Source organism: Chamaesiphon sp. (assembly GCF_041737865.1).
Taxonomy (GTDB): domain Bacteria; phylum Cyanobacteriota; class Cyanobacteriia; order Cyanobacteriales; family Chamaesiphonaceae; genus Chamaesiphon.
Window position 1 is genome coordinate 1 of the sequence record NZ_JBGSQZ010000144.1, and the last position, 21,874, is coordinate 21,874.

General features: G+C 45.6%; 17 protein-coding genes. 7 read left to right on the forward strand and 10 right to left on the reverse strand.

What is annotated here, in order from left to right; all coding sequences use genetic code 11:
- The 4 genes from ACEW9J_RS10630 to ACEW9J_RS10645 all read right to left on the reverse strand — a co-directional run.
- A partial coding sequence (locus ACEW9J_RS10630; RefSeq protein ID WP_373545094.1) for a hypothetical protein occupies positions 1–2,556 on the reverse strand: 2,556 nt, incomplete at its 3' end.
- Entirely contained in the window at positions 2,459–2,845 is a 387-nt protein-coding gene (locus tag ACEW9J_RS10635) for a hypothetical protein (protein ID WP_373545095.1), read from the reverse strand. The genes ACEW9J_RS10630 and ACEW9J_RS10635, both read right to left, overlap by 98 nt.
- A 170-nt stretch (positions 2,846–3,015) precedes the next feature.
- Positions 3,016–3,612: a hypothetical protein gene (locus ACEW9J_RS10640; RefSeq protein ID WP_373545096.1), complete on the reverse strand. Its 597-nt coding sequence runs from the start codon at positions 3,610–3,612 to the stop codon at positions 3,016–3,018.
- A 208-nt stretch (positions 3,613–3,820) separates the two neighbouring features.
- Positions 3,821–4,549: a hypothetical protein gene (locus ACEW9J_RS10645; protein WP_373545097.1), complete on the reverse strand. Its 729-nt coding sequence runs from the start codon at positions 4,547–4,549 to the stop codon at positions 3,821–3,823.
- A gap of 672 nt (positions 4,550–5,221) precedes the next feature.
- Between ACEW9J_RS10645 and ACEW9J_RS10650 the strand changes: the two genes are divergently transcribed.
- Together ACEW9J_RS10650 and ACEW9J_RS10655 are read left to right on the forward strand one after the other, a co-directional pair.
- Positions 5,222–9,115 (forward strand): plasmid replication protein, CyRepA1 family, encoded by a 3,894-nt coding sequence (locus ACEW9J_RS10650; protein WP_373545098.1) that lies wholly within the window; start codon positions 5,222–5,224, stop codon positions 9,113–9,115.
- A 361-nt stretch (positions 9,116–9,476) separates the two neighbouring features.
- Positions 9,477–10,112, forward strand: coding sequence for a hypothetical protein (locus ACEW9J_RS10655; protein WP_373545099.1), 636 nt, complete (start codon positions 9,477–9,479; stop codon positions 10,110–10,112).
- Positions 10,113–10,187: 75 nt separating this feature from the next.
- Here ACEW9J_RS10655 and ACEW9J_RS10660 read toward each other — a convergent pair whose 3' ends face one another.
- Positions 10,188–11,234 carry a tyrosine-type recombinase/integrase gene (locus ACEW9J_RS10660; RefSeq protein ID WP_373545100.1) on the reverse strand — a complete coding sequence of 349 codons (1,047 nt, stop codon included), beginning with the start codon at positions 11,232–11,234 and terminating at the stop codon, positions 10,188–10,190.
- 151 nt (positions 11,235–11,385) lie between these two features.
- Positions 11,386–12,348, reverse strand: a complete 963-nt coding sequence (locus tag ACEW9J_RS10665) for a tyrosine-type recombinase/integrase (RefSeq protein WP_373545124.1) — start codon at positions 12,346–12,348, stop codon at positions 11,386–11,388.
- A gap of 157 nt (positions 12,349–12,505) precedes the next feature.
- Here ACEW9J_RS10665 and ACEW9J_RS10670 point away from each other — a divergent pair, with 157 nt between their 5' ends.
- Together ACEW9J_RS10670 and ACEW9J_RS10675 are read left to right on the forward strand one after the other, a co-directional pair.
- Positions 12,506–13,828: an Nramp family divalent metal transporter gene (locus ACEW9J_RS10670; protein WP_373545101.1), complete on the forward strand. Its 1,323-nt coding sequence runs from the start codon at positions 12,506–12,508 to the stop codon at positions 13,826–13,828.
- 86 nt (positions 13,829–13,914) lie between these two features.
- Positions 13,915–14,574, forward strand: a complete 660-nt coding sequence (locus ACEW9J_RS10675) for a class I SAM-dependent methyltransferase (protein ID WP_373545102.1) — start codon at positions 13,915–13,917, stop codon at positions 14,572–14,574.
- Here ACEW9J_RS10675 and ACEW9J_RS10680 read toward each other — a convergent pair.
- Together ACEW9J_RS10680 and ACEW9J_RS10685 are read right to left on the reverse strand one after the other, a co-directional pair.
- Entirely contained in the window at positions 14,553–15,173 is a 621-nt protein-coding gene (locus ACEW9J_RS10680) for a class I SAM-dependent methyltransferase (RefSeq protein ID WP_373545103.1), read from the reverse strand. The two genes, ACEW9J_RS10675 and ACEW9J_RS10680, sit on opposite strands and share 22 nt — an antisense overlap.
- A gap of 33 nt (positions 15,174–15,206) precedes the next feature.
- Positions 15,207–15,659, reverse strand: coding sequence for an ArsR/SmtB family transcription factor (locus ACEW9J_RS10685; RefSeq protein WP_373545104.1), 453 nt, complete (start codon positions 15,657–15,659; stop codon positions 15,207–15,209).
- Between the two features lie 142 nt (positions 15,660–15,801).
- Between ACEW9J_RS10685 and ACEW9J_RS10690 the strand changes: the two genes are divergently transcribed.
- The 3 genes from ACEW9J_RS10690 (at position 15,802) to ACEW9J_RS10700 (ending at position 19,663) form a co-directional block, all read left to right on the forward strand.
- Entirely contained in the window at positions 15,802–17,964 is a 2,163-nt protein-coding gene (locus ACEW9J_RS10690; RefSeq protein WP_373545105.1) for a heavy metal translocating P-type ATPase, read from the forward strand.
- A gap of 67 nt (positions 17,965–18,031) precedes the next feature.
- Positions 18,032–18,955 carry a vitamin K epoxide reductase family protein gene (locus tag ACEW9J_RS10695; RefSeq protein ID WP_373545106.1) on the forward strand — a complete coding sequence of 308 codons (924 nt, stop codon included), beginning with the start codon at positions 18,032–18,034 and terminating at the stop codon, positions 18,953–18,955.
- Positions 18,956–18,985: 30 nt separating this feature from the next.
- Positions 18,986–19,663, forward strand: a complete 678-nt coding sequence (locus ACEW9J_RS10700) for a cation diffusion facilitator family transporter (RefSeq protein WP_373545107.1) — start codon at positions 18,986–18,988, stop codon at positions 19,661–19,663.
- Positions 19,664–19,722: 59 nt separating this feature from the next.
- On the opposite strand, the gene rppB is transcribed toward ACEW9J_RS10700, so the two are convergent.
- Together rppB and rppA are read right to left on the reverse strand one after the other, a co-directional pair.
- Entirely contained in the window at positions 19,723–21,153 is a 1,431-nt protein-coding gene (gene rppB / locus ACEW9J_RS10705) for a two-component system sensor histidine kinase RppB (RefSeq protein WP_373545108.1), read from the reverse strand.
- On the reverse strand, positions 21,150–21,842 hold the full coding sequence (gene rppA / locus ACEW9J_RS10710) for a two-component system response regulator RppA (RefSeq protein ID WP_373545109.1): 693 nt from the start codon (positions 21,840–21,842) through the stop codon (positions 21,150–21,152). Before rppA ends, rppB begins: the two co-directional genes overlap by 4 nt.
- Positions 21,843–21,874 lie beyond the last annotated feature (32 nt).

Below are 21,874 nucleotides of genomic sequence, written 5' to 3' on the forward strand. Positions count from 1 at the left end.
ACGCCCATCGAGGAGCATCCAATTTGAATAGCCCAAGGCTGTGTTAGGAGAGAATGCGTCGGTCATACATGGAGCCAAAATCTCTGGCGGCATCAATAAAATATCTTGGAAGGCAGTGCTGACTTCAGGTTGAATCCTCCCCACTAACTTAATATCGCAGTTACCTAAAATTCTGTCGCCAGCCGCGCAGTTCTTAACCGATGTTGGCTCTTGGGCGCACAGAATCACTCGAATCCCTGCTTTGGCACCGTTAGCGCACAGTTTACCCACCTGATTAGCCAGGGATGGGAATTGGAGCAGGATTGCCGCTTCATCAATTACCAGTACTGATTTAGGGTTGCTAAATGCCCGTCTTAATACCGTTCCATACATACACATCGACAGAATAGCCGCATCTTCAGGGTTATTCACCCCACGCATTGCCATCACAAATAAAGTACTATCGGCACTGAAAGTACTGGGGCGGGATAGTGCTTGTCCGACTCTACTAGTCAGCCAGTAACGCAGCTTGGTGACGATAAAATCTAATGCTGAAATCTGATCTGGCGATGTTTTCAGAGCGATGCGTTCGGGAGAACAGAAGCCGACAAAATCTTGGAGGGTAGGATACTCTGCCCATTCAGGAGATCCTAATCCTCTCGTCCGCGCCGCTCGATATCTGGAGATAATTTCATAGTCATCGAAGAATTTAGCTAGGACTAAGGCTAAGATCGATCGCACGATGTCAACGTTGACATTAGTATTCTGGACGACTGCCCCCATCACCATTGCCAGCAGGATTTCGAGCAGAAAATCTTCGTAGTCCTTCCGCCGTTCTAATTGTTGCTCGTGACTCAGATACTCGATATTCGGCAGTTCAAAAATATTGGCAGCTTCCGAACCAACGTCGAAGTAGGCTCCCCCTAGCAGTTTCGAGTAGTCCTTGAATGTAGAGGCATCGTCGGTAGGCGGATAATCGATAATGCTCACAGGCACATTATTCATTAAGAAATTATTGACAAAGGCAGTAAGCGTAACGGATTTACCAGTTCTAGTGGTGGCGAAAAATACGATATTGTGGTGCTTTTTAACCAGATCTAAATAAATCGGTACACCCCCATCATCAGACAGAAATTCTACCCCAGATCGATCGATTGTCCGCACTTGAGCTAAGGGAACTGTGCCCAACACATAACTGCTGAATACCTTACCCACACGGTTATAGGGATGACTGAGCAACTTCGTCCGACAAATCGGTTGAGTTTGCGCCCAAGTCCGCCACAGGTAGGTATTTTCCCGATGTAGGTTGGCAGGGTATAGAAATAAGCTCTCTAAATAATTACAAGCTCGATCTAGTTCATCGACGGTATCCCGTTCGACCATAAAAACCGTAGCAGAAGATAGGGCAACATGCCCCATGTGGAGATAGGCACGAGCTTCTAGAGCCTCATCGAGATCCATTGCGGCACCGACATTAATATCGCCTTCCTCGGATGCTTTCCCTGCCTTAAAGATTTGCTCTTTGGTAAGATCGGTCAACCGTTGGCGCATCTCAGTCTGACTGACTTTACTCAACTGAGTGACGATGGAAATATCCGAAACTAAGTCCTCACTGAGTTTATTCCAATAAAAATTAATCGCATCCCGCTCGGTTTCCCATGAGTCGGGCTGGTCTAATAGTGCCAGTAAGCCGATGAATTTCTGTTTGAGCCGCATCCAGCGATAATCCGCCGTGGGGACGCTCTGTTCGCGATACATCAGCAGGGAGAGAGCGTGAATGTCGCTATTAATTTCTTCTTTAATCGATTCGCGGTCGAAGATTAATTTCTGTGGCACGGGAATACAGGGAATGGAGTTGTAGCGATGCCATAAATCTCCCCATAACTGTTCGGCTGATAATGCCCGAACTGTTAGTCCCATCTTATTCGTAAAAATCTGTTCCCAGAGCAGGAAAGCATTAAATCCCGCTTCGAGGAAAGCGAAAAACTCTTGACTCTTCTTAATCTTCTCCGCACCAGAAAAATTACCCAGAGCTTTGAGAAATCCTTTCGTCAATTTCTCAACTTTATCGTCCTGAACGTCTGCATCTGCATCCCAGGTGAAGGTAGCAAACATTCTCAGTGTCTTACCTTTGCGTAATTTCTTCTTGCTCAAAATCTCCGTTCGGCGGAGATCGCTAGTCGCTAAATATTTGAGGACGGGATTAGCTGTTTTGGAAACTAATCCAGCCAAATAAGTGGTGCGATCTGTATCGTCCACAAACGAGCGCATGTGAATGGTCAAAAGTTCGTTCTCAGGGAGATCCTTAAATCCATTCGAGATTTGGTCGTAAACCGACTCCATCTGGACATCGGGCAAATTTGGGTGAATCCCATCGCAATCGAACCCAAACACCAATCTATATTTATTTTCCTTCCAGCGCAACAAGTACGCCCCAAACTCCCGCCCCTCGGCGGCAAATTGAACGTGACAGACTAGATTAAATGCGTCTTCGAGCGGGACGACTTGCTCTTTGCCGCGCCCAGGGACGAGTTCGTCTTTTCTGGGCTTTACTTTTTTGACTTGGGCGACTGTCATGGTCTAATAACTCTTGGAGAAACGGGTTGTAGCGGATGTTTCGGCGATAGTAACGCGGAGGATGATAGAAGGTGCCCAGAAATCGCCACACACCTTTAGCGACCAGGATTGCCCAGACGATATTGATAGTTAGGCAGAAGATCGCGAGCGGAATTACTGGTAGTCCGAAACACAAGCAGAGGAAAACCATTGCCACGGTATCGAAGGCAACAATGGGCAGAAATATATCTGCTGGTATTCCGGCTATGTTTTGTTTTTTAGAGAGGACTCGGTTGACGCGAATTGACATGGAATTAAGTAATAAGTAAGAAGGAATAAGTAATAAGGTTTGATTTCGCTCTAAGTCAGGAAGTTTGGAGTAACACTACGATCTATTTCCGATCCAAGACTAAGACTTGCTCCATTTCCCAACTTATTCCTGATTACTTATTCCTGATTACTTCCCCCTTCTGTAACCTCTTATGCACCCAGAAATACCGTTGCGGCTCCATCAATTAGTCCAATGACGAGCAATAAAATTAGTGGTGTTTTAATGACATCGCCTAAATCTGCTTGGTCGGTGTATTTTTCATAGGCTTTATACAAAGCCCACATAAAACTGATGAAAAATAGGGCTTTGAAAACCAGGAAAATACTGTCGATAACTGTACCAACAGCAGCAGTTCCACCACCAAGAAGTTTTTTCAGCCCAGTTTGCCCACCAGTAGTCAAAATTAAAGCATGACTGGGATCGGTGGCATAGTTGAATACCGTTAAGGCAACTACTAAACCTAGAATCAAAGTTAACAAACCACTAGTCCGATAATCACGTTTAAATTGACGTAGTAATTGTTGCGCTCGACGGTCGGTAATAATTACTGCAAAAATAACTAATCCTAAACCTACAGCGAGTAATGAGATTGCGCCTAAACTCTGAGGGTGCATAAACCAATTCGCAACTACGACTAAGTTGGCAGCGATCAACCAAAAATCAACAGAGAAAGAATTATAAACTTTATCGAAGATCCCCATTTCTAGTTCTGGTCTGTGGCGGTCTTGGGATCTAAATTTTGTCATGGTCATAGTCTCGTGGACTTAAAGTTGCTTTGCCCCAAAGTTAACTCAACAGATCTCGATCTCGGATTCGCCAAATTGCTTAACTTATGACGATCGATGCAAATTTGCTAAAAACATTAACAAAACATCCATAAAACCTGACCTTAACCGAATTTGGGGCAATCCACGAGTAGATTGTCCGGTCGATTATTACAGTTTAATTCAACAACTAGGGGATCGCTACAAAGCAAATTTTATCGCGATCGATTCCGTTAATCTTCACTTTACTGTCGAGTTTGCGGGTAGTATTTCTACAATTTTGGTCTAACCGACCCTTATTCGCCACCACGATCGCTTTAGCTAATTGCCCATCGGGAGTAACTACCCACTGCACCAATGCCATCCGCTCGTTGACTGTCTTCCAGGTGAAAGCAGAAGCCAGCAGACTCGCTATTCCAACGACACCTACACTGGCATAGAAAATATAGGGGATTTTTTGCGGTTTGAGAGCGATGCGCTGGAGGACGGCTGTTTGAGCTTCAAGCTGGGTGCTGGTATTTTTGGCTGTTACCTCACTCACCGCTGTTAATCGAGCAGTTAATGGCTCCAGATCGATCGGTCTACTACTTTGCCGTACAGCTAGAATCACGCGACTCTCAATGTTTGCCGCACTTTCACTCATCGCATCGGAGACTAAGATCGGGATATTTGTATAAACCTGTCCGACAACTGTAGTAATATTTCTGGTCATCTCCAGAATTTCATAGACCGGATCGTCACTCGATTGTTGATATCTAGTCACCATTTGAGTCAGCCCCAGTTGTTCGCGTCCGATCGCTTCGGCTAGAGTAGGATCGCGGTAGAGGCTACGTGCGATCGCACTACCAACCATTTGGGGAGTTTCCAGTTCCTCTTCATCTTCATCCCAACTATCTCCAGTCATGTCATCGTCAGTCATCGCTCGTAACCCTACATCTAACCTTCCTAGTATGCAGAGCGCGATCGACTAACGACTTGAGTTGTTTGGCTGATAAAAAGATCCAAAATTCAAACGCTGCTTTTAAGTTTCAACGGAACTGTTCGAGCTAGATCGATCGACAGGTATAGATTTCGCGCTCATTTGCAACAACAAATAGTTTGAATTACACACTTTGATGTTTTTGGCACGTTGGGGAAGAATAGCTAGGTATAATCGATTACATCCGGTACGGGTCACTAACACATCATTAAATACTCAAAGCAAGAAATCTTTTATAATTCACGAAAAAACATCGATTGAAGCGACGCATTCGGGCATAATAATATTCTAGTAGTATTCCCGTGCGAATCGACCTGTAACACCAACAAACCCTCCGTCACATAAATGCAACAGAGGGTTTGGTGAGGTCAAACGACCGGATTTAAAAGTCATTGGAGAATTGTTCTGGTTAAACTTATTTCGTTTAAACCTTCACCTTCAATCCATCGACAAAGCGTAACTAAACTTGTTGTGGCCCACGCAAGTACCGTTATTATACCCCAAAAAATGGGAATAATGACACCCCCGCTCAGTTTGGATTGAAGGAGAAGGATAAAGAACTAAAGCACAGCCCAGCCTTTCGACTAGTGACTCCCACCCCAGGAGTCGAAAGTGAGATATTTTGCCAATCTAGTCAACCATTCCAAATTCAACGCCTATAGAGGTTTAGGTAACACCTGCCCAGTCTGCGCTAGCTCTTCAGGAAAGTGCAAATGGCAAAATTACGAGCTTTCAGCCAAAAACGGTAAAATTACCCCCACCATCAAAACCCTGTGCATGACTGGGGCGGGTGGATATGGCAACCCCGACTATCATTATTTCAACGATACCCGCGACGGACAATGGGGCGTATATATCCCCCTCGTCGATTGGAACGAGCATCGCGGCGAAGACCGTCAAGCGACCCCAGCAGAAAGAGCAGAATGGGTCAAAAACCAAAAACTCAAGCAGCAAGCATTACTCTCCGCTGAAAATCAACGTAGAGCTGAATCATTACCCACTCTGGAGCGAGACATTGCAGCGCGGGCAATCTTAGCGCAACTATCTTTATACGAGATCGATCGAAAAGATCTAATTAGACGAGGCTTCACCCGACAACAGATCGAAGAAATCGGCTTCAAAAGCGTCGAGAAGTTCCAAAGACTCAAAGAACCCGTCAATCCTCGCTTTCCTGGTGTCAATATTCAGGGCAACAGATTAAATAATGGCTTCATTGGTGGGATTCTGATTCCCATCTACACCATCACAGGTGAAATCGTCGCTTTCCAAATTCGGAATCGCGAACAGTCAAAATCCCGTTATCGCTGGCTATCGAGTACCTGGGAAAAAAGCCGAGAAAATGGCCCTGTACCCAACCTCCCCAACGGTGAAATTCCCCTCACCTTCTCCTACCCCCAACTGCTAGGAGTCCAACCAGTATTAAAGTCAATCGGTTTAGCAGAAGGAACTGGAGCTAAACCCAACCTAGCTGCGATCGAAATGGGGCAACAGACGATCGGTGCGGCTGGGGGACAATTCTTATCCGCTCCCGAACAGTTAAAAGATGCTCTAGAACGGTGGAGAGCCAACTATATCGATCTCTACCTCGATGGTGAGGATATTCACAAACCCCAAGTCATCCGCCGTTGGCTAAATCTCTACCACCAATTACTGGAATGGGGCTACAAACCCCGTTTGATGTGGTCGGGACAAGATATCGATGAGTTGGAGGATTTAAGCCTTACCCGCAAAATCAGCTTAGACGAACTAGAACTTTTATCCGGTGCAGAGTTACCACCACGACTCCCTCCAATCGTTTCCCTAGCGCGGAAACTCTATCAAAAATCTAAACACTTTACCCCCAACAAAACCCAGTGCAATCGCTTCCTTCAGTGGGAGATACCAGAAACAGGGCTAGAAAACAGCATGGCGGGGTACCCGCCCAGCACTCTCGTTGGTATCAAATCTGCACTAGGAACGGGCAAAACTGAAGTTCTCAAGGCTTTAGGTGCTTGGGCGAGAGAACAGGGCTTAGAACTGATTTTCATTGGGTATCGAAATAATCTACTCAGGCAAACTTGCGATCGCATTCCCGATCTCTATCACGTTGGTGATGAAGATAAAGTATTTCTCAACTCTGACTATCACAAAGCTATCTGTCACCATTCAGCCGGACTGATCGATCCCGCTCAGATGGGGAACAAGATTGTCATCCTCGACGAATGCGTTTCCAACTTGAGCGATATGCTCACCAGTAAGCTCACAGCCGGACGGCGTAAGGATGGTACGGATTCGCGCCAGATTAGACTGGCACATATCGAGGAGCTAGTTAAGAATTGTTACGGAGTCGTCGCCCTTGATGCTTATCTCAGCGATATCGAGCTGGATTTCCTGCGGAAATTGCGGCAGTTCGATTTCGTCCATAAGCTTGAGAATACCTACCGCAACCAGATGAACGTGCGGATGGTAAATCAAAAATCCACCGTCACCCGCGCTATTCTCGATGATGCCCTAGCTGGAGCGAACCTGTTAGTTACCGCCACTACTCAAAAGCACTGTGAGAATCTCGAAAAATCGTTGATCCGCATCGGCATTCCCGAAGCTAATATTTGTCGAATCGATGGTACTACCGATCGCGATGATACCGTCGGGCTATTTTTCCGCAATCCTAAAGCTTATTTAGAGCAACATCGCCCCCAAATTGTCATTCTCTCTCCCACGGCTGAGAGCGGTATCAGTATCGATTTACCTGGATATTTCACCACTCATTACCATTTCCACCTGGGCAATTTAGGGATTCTGTCTGGCTTGCAATTCCTGGGTAGATATCGAGACTTCAGCGCACCCCGCGTGATTTACTGTGAAAGACAAGGACGCATCGGTGATGGTAACTCTAGCTCATTTACGAAGTGGGTGAAAGATGAATTCGATCGTCAAGTCCATGAAGATATGGATCTAGTGTTTATGCTGCTGGATAAAGGTGCAGCAGATGAGGCGATGAAGATCCTCACTAGCTATGCCAATAAGGAAGATATTTGGCTCAAACTGGCTCACCAATATAAAGCTAATCTCAATGAGGAGATGAAGCACCTGCGCGAACTGTTCGTCGAAGCAATGGTAGTAGATGGTTATACAGTCACAATCGATCCTGAAGATGTCGATGGTTGTGACGATACCGACGATTTGATGGGTAGAGTCGAAGTCGAACGACGAGTAGTGCAGTCGCGGCGGATTTACGAGGCACCGGATATCGACAGACTTACATACGAAGAAATTAGAAATAATCCCAGTGCGAGTGAATTAGATCGGGTATTGGCGAATAAATATTACCTCACCCAACAACAGTTACCAGGAATTACCCAGACGCTGAGTTATTCAGCCGAAATGATTCAGATGGTTAAGTACAACCATCCAGCCTTGATTAGACAGCTCGAAACCTATCATTACCTCCTCCATCCCGAATATGCCGAAATCAACCATTTAGCTGCTTGGCTACCTGTCGCTGAGACTGGTTCTGTCTGGCTCCCAGACCAACTAAATCGTTCTTCATTGCCGTTGGTAAGGATCGGGCGGGAATTGGGCTTGCACGACCTCATGGAGGGGGAGTTCGACGGACAGCAGATTGCCGCAATTACCCAGCAGGTTGCTGATTCTAAACTTTATCAGTCCTGTTTAAAAATCAACGTCAATCCCAACCAACCACACGATCCGTTTAAGTTATTCCGGCGCATTCTCAAGAAATTTGGACTTAAACTGGTCAAGCTAAAAGATGACGAGTTCAAATTAGATGCTGTGGCAAATTCGATTCTGGCTTTTAAGGGTGCGCCTAAGTACGAATTACTCACCCCTGAACTAATCGAGCAATTAGGGAAACTCCCAGGTGGAGAGTTTCTGAGCGACAACAAAACGATTCAAGATTTGGGCACAGCAATGGAAGCACTGGGAATGCACGATGGTTCGGGACGAATGCGGCTTGTTGCTGGTGCTGCTCGTTATCTAGGATTATCGGCAATTAGCCGCCGTTACCGGACAGTTAATTCCCAAGGTAAAAAGATCGTCACGCGGATGTACACCTTTAGCGGTAATCACAATCCGATATCTGACGCAATTCAACTCAGTCAAGTTTATCCTGGCACTCAACCCGTCGAAGTGAAACACATTTATGAATGCGTTACAAAACGCTTAGAGCAGCTAGCAATCTATCAACATGAGCGAGTGGAAGCTTGGCAGAATCCGCAAAGCTCGATTCCACAACAACTAACCGTCGAGATCCACGTTGATAATTTTGCCAGTATTAATATTATTAACCTGCCAGAAGACCAACGTGGATCGCCAGAATTTACCCTGGAAAATCTCCGATCTGTAGCACAGACCCTGCTCGAAATCGGTCAAATGGAGATGTCGGAGTTAGAAAATACGTTGAAAGAGTATTTAGCAGTGATTAATCCGACTGTTGCTAGAATTGCTATGAGCATGGTTGAGAGTAAGTATCCACAGATATTTGAGCGATTAAACCAAATGTGGTGACAAAGGCGTTTTCGGGCGCAAGCTTTGTGGGGGAAGCTTCCCCCACAAAGTTGCGCGACGTTTCGGGGGGAAGATTCCCCCCGAAAGCTCGCTTTGCTTGGGAAGCTTCCCCCTAAGAGCTTCGCTTACGAATCCACTCATCAGACAAATTACCGATCTGCGATTCTGGAGAGAGTGGGGGGTATAATTTAAGTACGTAAATTACAGGTAAACCGTGGAGAAGGAGAATCGAGATTGAGGAACTAATCGACTCCCACAACACGCAGGGAGCAGAAGTTCAGCCTGAAGATCGGTATCGCTATAAATCCTCAACAGCTAGTCCTCGACAAGTAATGGAATTTTATCGACCTGGTAATTCGATATGACTCAAGCCAAAGCAATCCAACCAAAAATCCCCAAAGCTAAAGCCCTCGCCAAAGAAATCAAGCTTAAATGTGGCGAACTACCTAAAGGTAAATTCACGCCAGATAAGAAGATCGAAATCAAACTAATCGATGAGGATGGGACAATTTACACAGCCAAAGTCAGTCCTAAGAGTTACCGCCAAGCCGAAACCGAAGTCGCAGCATTTGAAATTTGGGTGCTAGTCGTTTCTGGAAAATTGCAGATCGCCGAGCAGGGGTGCAATATTCTGGAAGCGGGAATTAAGGTGTTCGAGTGGAAAGAAAATGTACCTGAAGAAATAAAACAGACCAAAACAAAAGTCGCTCAGGCAAAAGTAGTTAAAAGAGAGATTTCGGTTAAGTTCTCGACCGAATTTCCCAGAGCCATACCGATGCCGAATAAGCTACTCAAAGTCGAACTAATCGACGATGAGGAAATTACCTATATCGCATCGATTAAAAGGAAGCATTGGCACACCGCCGAAACCGATGCTGCCGAATTTGAAAATTGGATGGCGTTAGTTGGTGGAAAATTGAGTATTAACGAGCAAGGCTACAATATTTTGGAGCCAACGATTAAAATTTTTGAAGAGAAAGCTAAAGTAACTACTTAATCAACTAGAGGGTTAAGCGATTCAAATCTTTACTCCAGTTATCCGCCAGCGATACAACCAACAGCAATAGACAAATCAATCGGGAGTAAGCTTAATCCCCAAATTTAAAGCCGGATTATTCAACCACCTATCGCCAACATGGGTGTAAATCGCTGTAGTCCGAGGATCGGCATGTCCCAGTAAATCCTGCACCTGCCGTAAAGATGCACCACTCTGAATCGCCAAGGTAGCCGCAGTATGCCGTAGTGAGTGCGCCGATAAAGTCCGTCCCTCCCCATGCTTGATGTTGAGAGCTTTGAGATAACCATCGACAATCTTTCTCACCCCTCGCCGCGATAGCCGATAATCTTCCGCCGAGGGCGTTAAATTTTTCGGACGATGGTAAAGATTAATGAACAGGGGCGTAATGCCTGCAATACTATAAGCCGCCTTCTTTCTGGCGAGTAAATAACGATCGAGTAAATCCACCAAGTCGGGAGTCAAAGGCACAATCCGCTGTTGCTGTTTGCTAGTTACGGTAATCCCTGCGCCCATTGAACCGCGCACGATATCCTTGATGTCAGCCCGATGGACTTCCATCGTTCTTGCCCCTTCTAAAGTCATAACTCCTAGCAGGAGTTGGTCACGCAACGTTTTGAGCGATGTCGGTTTAGCTAAAGGAGCCTGGAGCAAGGCTTGTGCTTCTGCGGTAGTTAAATAGGTAATCCGCTCGGCAGGATCGCTGCGTTGTTTGGGCGGTTTAACGCCCCAGACGGGGTTAATCGTCAGCAGTCTGTATTCCATCGCCGCATCGTACATCCGACTGATGGCGATTAGTTTGAGGGAAATGGTTGCAGGTTTATACTTTTTTTGAACGAGATGATGGCGGTAAATTTTAATCTGATCTCTGGTGACAGTCAGGGGTTGAAGCTGATTTGTCTCGCACCAGAGTAGATAGTAGCGGACTTCACACCAGTAAGTACGGATCGTTTCGGCACTAGCTCCGCCAGAGCCAACATCGAAGGTGAGGAAATTGGTAAACGCCGCCAGTAATTCATCGGCATTGAGGACAAATGGGGCTGCCGATGGGATGAAAGAGGTTGAGGTGGTAGCAGGGGGATTTAGTTCATCCAATGGGGGCATTCATAACTGAGGCGGCTATCTAAATTCTACTTGAATTTGGGGGGTTAATTTGACGGGCCGCTAACGCTCTTTAGCGGAACGTCTTGAGGTTATAGTTGTTGCTGGGATTGGATTTCAATCGGTTGCTAGCTTTTGGAGATTTTCGCCAAATTCAGACCAAATCGGCTAGTGTATTAGTAGCAATCGCCTGATATTTATGGCGGTTATCGTCGTAGCGGTTGAGAGTGTTGAGGTTGGCATGACGACTCAAGGATTGAGCGGCTCGAATATTACCGTCGCTGGCATCGAGGTATGCTGTGATGGCACTGTGCCTAATCCGATGGGGAGAGACTATTTTATCGATCCCTGCTGCTTCGCTAAACTCTCGCACCAAGCGATAAATCGTGCTCCCATCGAGTCGATGCCCCTTGCTGCGCCGATCGAGGCTCGTGAATAGAGGAGCGGACGCTTGATAGTTGTCTCTGGCAGTCAACCATTGTGAGATCGCGATTGTCGTTGCTGGCGATAGGTCGATCTGGCTTTTTTGGATCTTCCCCTTCCCCAAAATCGATAACCGCCCAGATTTGTCGAAATCACCCACATCCAAGCTACAGATTTCATTACGGCGCAAGGCATTGTCCCAGAGCAACCGCAGAATTGCATAATCTCTGATCCCTTTGACAGTACTGCGGTCTGGAATTTGGAGCATCTCTTTAAACCCAGTTACCTCAATCCCTGTGGTATCACCATAACTGTCCACTTTCAAGCACCTAACATCAGCGAGATTAAAACTACACTGCTCCGCTTGACGGGCATAGTCTACGAAAGATTTTAGGGCTGATAGCCGGATGTTAATTGTACTGGGGGCTAATTTAGCTTCAATCAGCAGTTGTCGGTACTGGAGGACTTGATAGACGGCTTCTGGCTGATGTAAGGAAAGGAATTGAGTGAGAAGGTCGGTGGATACTTCACTGTCATAGTTGCGACGACAAAAATCGGTAATCGCTTTGCTGTAGTTCCGCCTGGTATTGGCAGAAATTTTTAGTCGGAGGAAGTCAGCAAGAAGGTCTGAAGAAGAACGAGTGACTTCAGGTGATTTGAGTACTGAAATGGGTTTGGATACGGGAATTCGCAGGGAACTCATAGGCAAGGCAGAGAGCGACTTTACTTGCTACTCAAACACCCATTCTAGCGCAAAATAAGGACACGACAATGAATTTTGTCTTGTTCTTAAATTTAGAGGTGCATGTGTGTTAATCTGAAGATTATGAGAAGAATATGAAAATTAGCCCATGTCACAGATCGACAAAATTCCTTCGCTACCAGAAGTGCATCGGACAGTAACCGTCCCAACTAACGGCAGCTTCTGGAAAAAGATGTTGGCTTATGCGGGGCCAGGATACCTAGTTTCGGTCGGATATATGGATCCAGGTAACTGGGCAACCGATCTAGCTGGCGGTGCTAAATTCGGCTACAGTCTGTTGAGCATCATTTTGTTATCAAATTTGATGGCAATTTTGTTACAGGCACTTTGTGTCAAATTGGGGGTGGCAACTGGACGAGATTTAGCGCAAGCATGTCGAGACAATTTTAGTAAGCCTGTCAGTTTTTGTCTGTGGGTATTGTGTGAAATTGCCATTTCAGCTTGTGACTTAGCCGAATTAGTCGGCAGCGCGATCGCGCTACAATTATTGTTTAATATTCCATTAGCCGTAGGCGTGTGCATTACGGCATTAGATGTGTTTGCGATCCTATTTCTTCAAAATAAGGGATTCCGTTATATTGAAGCATTAGTAATTACCATTATCGGTGTTGTTGGGGCTTGTTTTATTGCTGAATTAATCTTTGCCAAGCCAGATTTAGGCGGTGTGCTTGGCGGTTTTATTCCACAAGTAGAAGTAGTTAGAAATCCAGAGGCACTATATATTGCAATCGGGATTTTGGGAGCGACAGTGATGCCGCACAACCTATATCTACACTCATCGATCGTCCAAACTCGGAATTGGGAAGATACCCCAGAACAGAAGCGGGAAGCGATTAAATTTGGAACGATCGATTCAACGATTGCTTTATCTTTAGCTTTATTTATCAATGCTGCTATTTTGATTTTAGCAGCGTCGGTGTTCCACTTTTCGGGCAAACAAGATGTCGCGGAAATTCAGGATGCTTACAAGTTGTTATCGCCGATGTTGGGCGTTGCCCCTGCCAGTGCTATTTTTGCCATCGCATTATTAGCTTCTGGGCAAAATTCAACTTTAACAGCAACGATGGCAGGGCAAATTGTGATGGAGGGTTTCCTTCACCTGCGAGTGAAACCTTGGCTGCGTCGCTTGTTGACTCGGCTAGTGGCGATTGTACCAGCATTAGTGACAATCATCTTTTTTGGGGAAGGTAGTACGACCGATCTGCTGATTCTGAGTCAGGTGATTCTGAGTTTACAGCTTTCGTTTGCCGTTATTCCACTGATTATGTTCACTAGCGATCGCCAGTTGATGGGTGAGTTTGTCAATCCTACTTGGCTCAAGGTGCTGGCTTGTACAGTGGCAACGATAATTGTTGGGTTGAATGGCTGGTTATTAATCCAGACATTCTCAGGATGGCTTAATCCTAGCTGATAAAAGATAAGAGTTAGGTGTGATTATTAATTTAATAGAATAAGCTGCTTATCTTAGATACTATTTTAAATAAACTCTTTATTCTTATGAATATTTATTCCCGACTGATTTTCCCCACATTAATCGATCTAGTGATGTCTGGGGAGAATTTTGCCAACTATCGACGAATAGTCCTCGCCGATGCCGTAGGATCGGTATTAGAAATTGGTTTTGGTACTGGCTTGAATTTAGCTTATTATCCGCAAAATTCTCCTTCCCTTCGGGACGCTCCGCGAACAGAGAGGCTACGCCAACGAGTGGAGAAAATTACGACTGTTGATGTCAATCCAGGCATGAATAAACTCGCACAAAAGCGGATAGCCGCTAGTTCAATCGAGGTAGATTATCGGGTGCTAAATGGAGAAAAATTACCGATGGCAGATGATACATTCGATACGGTAGTTAGTACTTGGACGCTGTGCAGTATCAAACAGGTAGAAACAGCGATCGCCGAAATTCACCGTGTACTGAAACCAGGTGGTAAATTCCTATTTATCGAACACGGATTGAGCAATGAGCCAAATATCCAAACTTGGCAACATCGAATTACTCCAATTCAGAAAGTAATCGGTGATGGCTGTCATCTCGATCGCCCGATTCGCCTATTAATTGCTAAACAGTTTAATAATTTAGATGTTCGGGAATTTTATAGCCCTAACACACCTAAAATTGGCGGATATTTTTATCAAGGAATCGCAATTAAGTAATGGCAATATAAAAATTGCTGAGTCGTATCAGATGGCGTTTTATGTAATTCCATACCAGTTTCTAATAACTGGAATCGCTCGCCAAATTCTGCTTGTAGTGATTCCGAATCATAACGTACAATTTCCAATCCACTGCACTTTTCTGGCCCATCTAAACCAAAAGTCGCAATAATTACATGACCACCAGGCTTAACTGCGTCCAAAACTTGTCGAACATAGGCTGCTCGTTGTGCTGGCAGGGTGAGAAAATGAAATACCGCTCGATCGTGCCAAACATTATACTGTTGCGATGGTAGATCTGCTGTTGTAATATCGGCAACTATCCAGTTGATTCGCTCTGCTACTGTGCCCAATCGTTGTCTAGTAGTATCTATCGCTGCTTGCGAAATATCCAAAACATTTAGGTGCTGGTATCCTCTCTCGATTAAGTCATCAACTAATGTTGCTTCACCACCACCAATATCAATTATCCTAGCATTAGGATCTGGGGCAGCACGTTCGATTAGTGCTAGCGACTTGTCGAGGTGCGCTCGATACCAACTTACCTCATTAGCAGCTTTTGTTTGGTAAACTGTCTCCCAATGCGTTTTTGAATCCATGATAATTTAAACTGATAAAAGTTAGTTGAGATTTTAAAGTAGGGGTGAAGAAAACAACTGTGCAGAGATCGAGTTGTACAAGTCGATCGCTTGACTATTTGCCAAACTATAGTAGACATTCCGCCCTTCCTTACGATAATTGACCATTCGCATCGATTTTAATACTCGCAACTGGTGAGATACCGCCGATTCACCCATTTTTAAGCCCGCTGCTAGATCGCAGACGCACAATTCTTGTTTGGCTAGTGCTGAGAGCAACCGCAACCGATTGGGATCTGCCAAGACATTAAATAGTTCTGCCCTGCGTTGAGCTTGATCCATTGGCAGAATGTCTAGTTGCAGTTGACGGACATTATCTAAATGCACCAATCGCTCGTCACAACTGGGTACCTGAGTATCTTCGATCGATCCCGTAGCGCGATGCACATGAAGCTCTGCCAAAGTGTCGCCTTTACTGAGTCCGCTTGAATATTCTTGCTCGGTCATGAAAAGTATTTGTTGAAGATGATTGACTCTGTTTAAATTATAGCGGCAATAATGAGAATCATTATATATCTGAATATACTTTCAGGTATTGTGATTTCGATCTATAATTAAAAGTATTAGTTCGACACTCGCCACAACAGATATGACTCAAGTACCCGCACTCAAAACCCAACGGCTGCAAGTTGGGGGGATGGACTGCACGAGCTGTGCGATGAAGATTGAAGGCAGTCTAGAGAAGCTAGCAGGGGTAGCTGAGATATCTGTAGTGGTGGTAACTGGGCGGTTAATTGTTACTTACGATCCAGCACGGGTAAGTGAAGCAGATATTAAGCAACGAGTGACAGCTTTGGGATATACGATCGAAGCAGAAAAGTCTGAGTCTCCAGCTAAACAGAGCAGTCATGATGATGGCAACGAAGACGACGGGCATAATCATGGTGGGGGAGAGTTTAATTTAAAGCGTGAAGGTCTATTAGTTGGGGTCGTAATTACGCTGTTTGTATTGGGTTCTGTTTTTGAGAAACAATTAAACGCAACACCTTTTGCGATCGGAGCATATTTAGTATTTATTCCGGCTTATTTGTTGAGTGGCTGGACGGTATTAACTACTGCGGGACGAAATATTTTACGCGGACAAGTATTTGATGAAAATTTCCTGATGACGATCGCGACTGTTGGCGCGATCGCAATTAAACAGCTACCTGAAGCTGTGGGCGTAATGTTATTCTTTAAAATCGGAGAACTATTTCAGGAATTAGCCGTCAGTAAATCTCGGCGATCGATTTCGGCACTACTCGAAATTCGTCCCGATGCTGCCAATCTCAAAACGGCTAATGGAATTGAAGTCGTCTCACCGGAACGGATAAAAGTAGGCGATATAATTATCATCAAGCCAGGGGAAAAGGTGCCTCTCGATGGTCAAATCGTCGAAGGAAACTCTCAAGTTGATACATCGGCATTAACGGGCGAATCAGTTCCGCGCACGGTGAATGTGGGTGAAACTGTATTGGCTGGAACGATTAACCAAACTGGGGTGTTAACTGTCACCGTTACTAAATTATTTGGGGAATCATCAATCTCGCGGATTCTCGATTTGGTCGAAAATGCCAGTGCTAAGAAAGCCGAAACTGAGAAGTTTATTACTAAATTCGCCCGTCGTTATACGCCGATTGTGGTGATTTCATCGCTATTAGTGGCATTGATTCCACCGCTGGTAATTCCAGGTGCAACCCACGCTGAATGGGTATATCGCGCTTTGGTACTGTTAGTAATTTCCTGTCCTTGTGGATTGGTAATTAGTATTCCCCTCGGCTATTTTGGGGGTATTGGTGGAGCGGCTAAACGGGGAATTTTGGTCAAGGGATCGACTTTCTTAGATACTTTGTCAGGAGTTAAAGCGATCGCGTTTGATAAGACAGGGACGCTGACTAAGGGTGTATTTAAAGTTACTGAAATCGTCCCGTACAATGGTTTTAAGCAAGATGATTTGTTACGCATTGCAGCCGAGGCGGAAGCAAATTCTAATCATCCGATCGCCAAATCGATTCGTACAGCTTACAATCGACCCATTGATGAATCTAGTATCTCAAATTATACCGAAATTGCCGCTCACGGGATTCAGGCAACGATTGAAGGAAAGTTAGTATTGGCGGGTAACGATCGATTGATGCACCGCGAAAACATTACTCACGATACCTGTGATGTCGAGGGTACTATCGTGCATCTGGCAGTCAATCGGATCTATGCTGGCTACATCATTATTGCTGATGAAATTAAAGAAGATGCAGCGCAAGCAATTCGCGATCTCAAAGCCGCAGGTGTCGAGCGGATTATGATGCTGACGGGGGATTCCCAAGCGGTAGCAAAACGAATCGCGAAAACTTTGGGTGTCGATACTTTTGCGGCAGAGTTATTACCAGAAGACAAGGTAGCGGCGATCGAAAAACTGCTCGGAGAATTTCACAAAAAAGGTAAAGTTGCCTTTGTTGGGGACGGAATTAATGACGCACCCGTGATTGCTAGAGCCGATGTGGGAATTGCAATGGGTGGATTGGGTTCGGATGCGGCAATTGAAACTGCGGATGTCGTATTGATGACAGATGCACCCTCTAAGGTTGCCGAAGCAATTCAGGTGGGTAAGAAGACTCATGCGATCGTCATGCAAAATATTATCTTTGCGCTAACTATTAAGGTTGTTTTCATCGGACTCGGTTTAATGGGATTAGCCACGATGTGGGAAGCCGTATTTGCTGATGTTGGGGTAGCGTTAGTGGCAATTTTTAATGCAACTAGAGTGATGAAATAATCGTCGTTGACTTAGTATCTCCAATGGAGAGTTATCCTAACTTTAATTAGCTAAATTAGCCAATCTTATGCGTAAAAAATCGATTCCTGTAATGTACCGTTGGTCACGTCCAATTATGGCAGGGATTGCCTCAATTGGGGCTAGTGTGACTGCTTATCTAACCTATACCAAGCTAACTGGAAATCAAGCCGCTTGTCCGACGGGAGGATGTGATGTCGTTCTCTCTAGCCCTTATGCCACAGTTTTTGGCTTACCCTTGCCGTTATTTGGCTTTCTTGCCTATGCCAGTGTTATTGTCTTAGCGATCGCGCCACTACTCATCAATTCGACCGAGCAGAAGAAACTTCGCAATAAACTGGAAGGTTGGACGGGTTTATTGCTATTTATGGTTGCAACTGCCATGTTAGTTTTCAGCGGCTATTTGATGTACTTACTAGCTTTTGAAATTAAAGCTGTTTGTATTTATTGCGTCGCTTCTGCCCTGTTTGCCACGACGCTATTTATCTTATCGATCGTCGGTCGCGAGTGGCAAGATATCGGGCAACTAGTTTTTAACGGCGGCGTTGTTGCCATCATCTTTCTAGTCGGGACATTAGGGGTTTATGCAAATGTGAATAAACCGATAGCTACCGCTGGATCTCAAGGAATGGCAATCACCACCACTGCTGGTACTGCCGAAATCGAACTCGCTAAACATCTCGATCGAACAGGTGCAAAATTCTATGGGTCGTTTTTATGCGATCATTGCCACCGTCAGAAACAGCTTTTTGGTAAGGAAGCAGTTAGTTCTATTCCTTATATTGAATGCACTAAACCTGATAAAAGAAGTCAAACTGATATTTGCATAGAGCAGAAAATTCAAGGCTATCCACATTGGAAAATTGGTGATAAATCTTTCACTGGCAATCAACCACTAGCTAAGTTGGCTGAGTTGTCTGGCTATCGAGGTGCAACTAATTTTAAAAATGTTGTAGCTCAAGATGAGCACTAAATATCAAGGCGTTCTAGTTGTCAAGCTGAAGTGAGTAATAAAATATTGAATCAGCTAGACATCGATTGTATTCAGCCTAAAACATCTTTACTATGGGTTATTTTAGGGTTGCGGATCGCATTGTTCTCGATCGAATTGGGAACAGCGATCTGGAGTCATAGTCTATCGCTATTAGCTGGAGCGGGACATTTATTTGCAGATCTACTGACACTGGGATTAACTTTTATCGCTGCGTGGGTGGTACAACGTCAGCCATTAGAGCAGACTACTCAAACCGAGCAGCGGTTGAAGGCGTGGATTGGGTTAATTAATGGAATTAGCTTGGGTGCGATCGCCATCCTAATTGCCCAGGAAGCGGTGAAGCATCTCCAAGCGAACGAATCGGTAGCTTCTTTACCAGTGTTGCTGGTAGCCGGATTAAGCCTAGCTGCGAACGCTTTTGTGGTCTACTTACTATATCGATATCGCGACCAAGATTTGAACCTGCGGGGCGTTTTCTTACATGGAGTTGCAGATGCTACGGGTGCGCTGAGTGCGCTGGTGGCTGCTGGCGGAATATATTGGTTCGACTGGCTGTGGGCGGATGCAGCGGCTAGCTTACTGGTGGTGCTAATAATTAGCTTGAGTGCGCTGTCGCTGATTAGATCGGCATGGCAGATCCTCCGACAAGATTCAAGCTATCTACCTCCAAAGAATACAGTTCTCTAACTTGCGATCGAACGTAGCAATATTAATAATTGGGGTTTGAGGATGGGGATTTAAACCCCTTATTTTTGTGCATTTGTCCCGACTGGTAAACGGATGGTGAATAAACTGCCGCTGCCAAGTTCGCTCTTGACGGTAATTTGTCCCTGATGACGTTGGACGATCGCTTGGACGATTGCCAATCCTAAACCCGTGCCGCCAGTTTTACGCGCCCGATCGCTATCGACTCGGTAAAACCGCTCGAAAATTCGGGTTTGTTCGCTAGATGCAATCCCAATTCCGGTGTCTGCGATCGCGATCGATGCCGTCCGATCTGTCAATGTTAAGCTGACATTCACAGCCCCGCCCGCTGGAGTGTACTGAATGGCATTGGCGATCGAATTGGAGACGAGACGATAAAGCTGTGATTCATCACCCATCGCATAGATATCAACCTTCGGCATTTGGCTGGTTAAGTGAATGTCAGCCGCCGTCGCCAATTCTGAAAATTCTTCAGTCAAATCGCTGACTACATCGTTGAGACAACAGGGCTGAAACGGTTTTGTGAATGAGTTTTGTTCCAAATTGGTCAAAAATAGTAAATCGGTAATCAAATGGCTCAGTCGTCTACCCTGTCGCTCGACGGGATGGAGCATGATCGGGATATCCTGTTGCTGAGATGGCGGTAGGCGGAGGATCGCTTCCACCGTTGCCAAGAGACTGGCTAAGGGCGATCTCAGTTCGTGGGCAACATCAGCCGTAAACTGTTGTTGCTGCTGATAAGACTGATAAATCGGCTGCATTGCCAATTTTGAGAGCCACCAACTAGAGACGGCAATTGACACTAACGCAATCGGAAAGCCGATCGCCAAAATTAGTTTAAGCTGCTGTTCTTGGGCATCAAAGGCTGCTAATGTCCGCCCGATTTGTAAGTAACCCCAAGCGGGTTGAGTGTTATGTAGATTATTGTACCGTTCACGAAGTGTCTCGTTCCGAGAATAGGCTGCGCCAACGTGTTGATGTTGGAGATCGTGAGTGTGTAAGACGATCGTGAACTGATGATAGCGAATGCCCTTGGCACTTTTGAAGGTTTGCCACGGAGCGGTGGTGAGACTTTGCGGTAGTTCTGCGCTGATTTTACTGGGTGAAAAGGCGAGGATCTGACCTTGACGATCGAACAGGCGAATATAGTAGGTGTTGCGATCGCTAATTCCGGTTGTATGTCGCCCAATTAAGGTGGGGCTGACATTGCAAGGCTGCTTGGTTACACAAAGTTCGGGTAAAATCCGCTGTAAAATAGCCGTGGGATTTTCGGATGAGGGCAACATCGGCTTTAGACTGTCATGTAATGTACCCGCGATCGACTCCATTTCCCGTTCGATCGCCGCCCAGTTAGACTGGATCAGAAACCGATACATACTAAATCCAGCTAGACTCAGAATCACCGCCATTACCCCTGCATAGGAAAGTGCTAACCGCATCCGACTGCGGCGAAATAATTGATAAGTATTCATGGCTGAGTGTTAAATCGATAGCCTTGACTGGGAATCGTCTCGATCGGGCAATGGCAATCATAGGCGGCTAGCTTCCGCCGTAACAACCGCATTTGCGCGGCGACAACATTACTAATTGGCTCTTCATTGAGATCCCAGAGTTGATGCCGAATCTTGCTCCCAGCGACGATTCGATCGGGATTTTGCATCAGATATGTCAGGATTTGAAATTCCTTGATGGTTAACGGAATCGTTTGCAGCGGTGGGGTGAGTCCAACACATAGGGCATTGTTGGCATAATCTAGGGTAAATGACCCCACCGTCAGCGGTTGCGGTTGAATATGGGGCGATCGGCGTTGCAGTGCCCGCAGCCGTGCTAGCAGCTCTTCCATCACAAACGGTTTGACCAAATAATCATCAGCACCAGCATCCAGCCCTGCTATGCGGTGTTCCGGCTGACCCAAGGCAGTTAGCATCAACACGGGTAAGGGGTTTTGACGCAACCGCAGCCGCTGACATAACTCCAGTCCAGATAGTTTGGGTAGCAGCCAGTCGAAGATCGCCACAGTGTAGTCTGTCCACTGACTTTCGAGACAATGCCATGCCCGTGCGCCATCAGTCACCCAATCTACCACATATTTTTCACTTACCAAGACCCGCTCGATCGCCATGCCTAAATCTGTTTCATCTTCCACCAGCAAAATTCGCATCGATCTCTAGCTCAATAATTATTAATTACCTT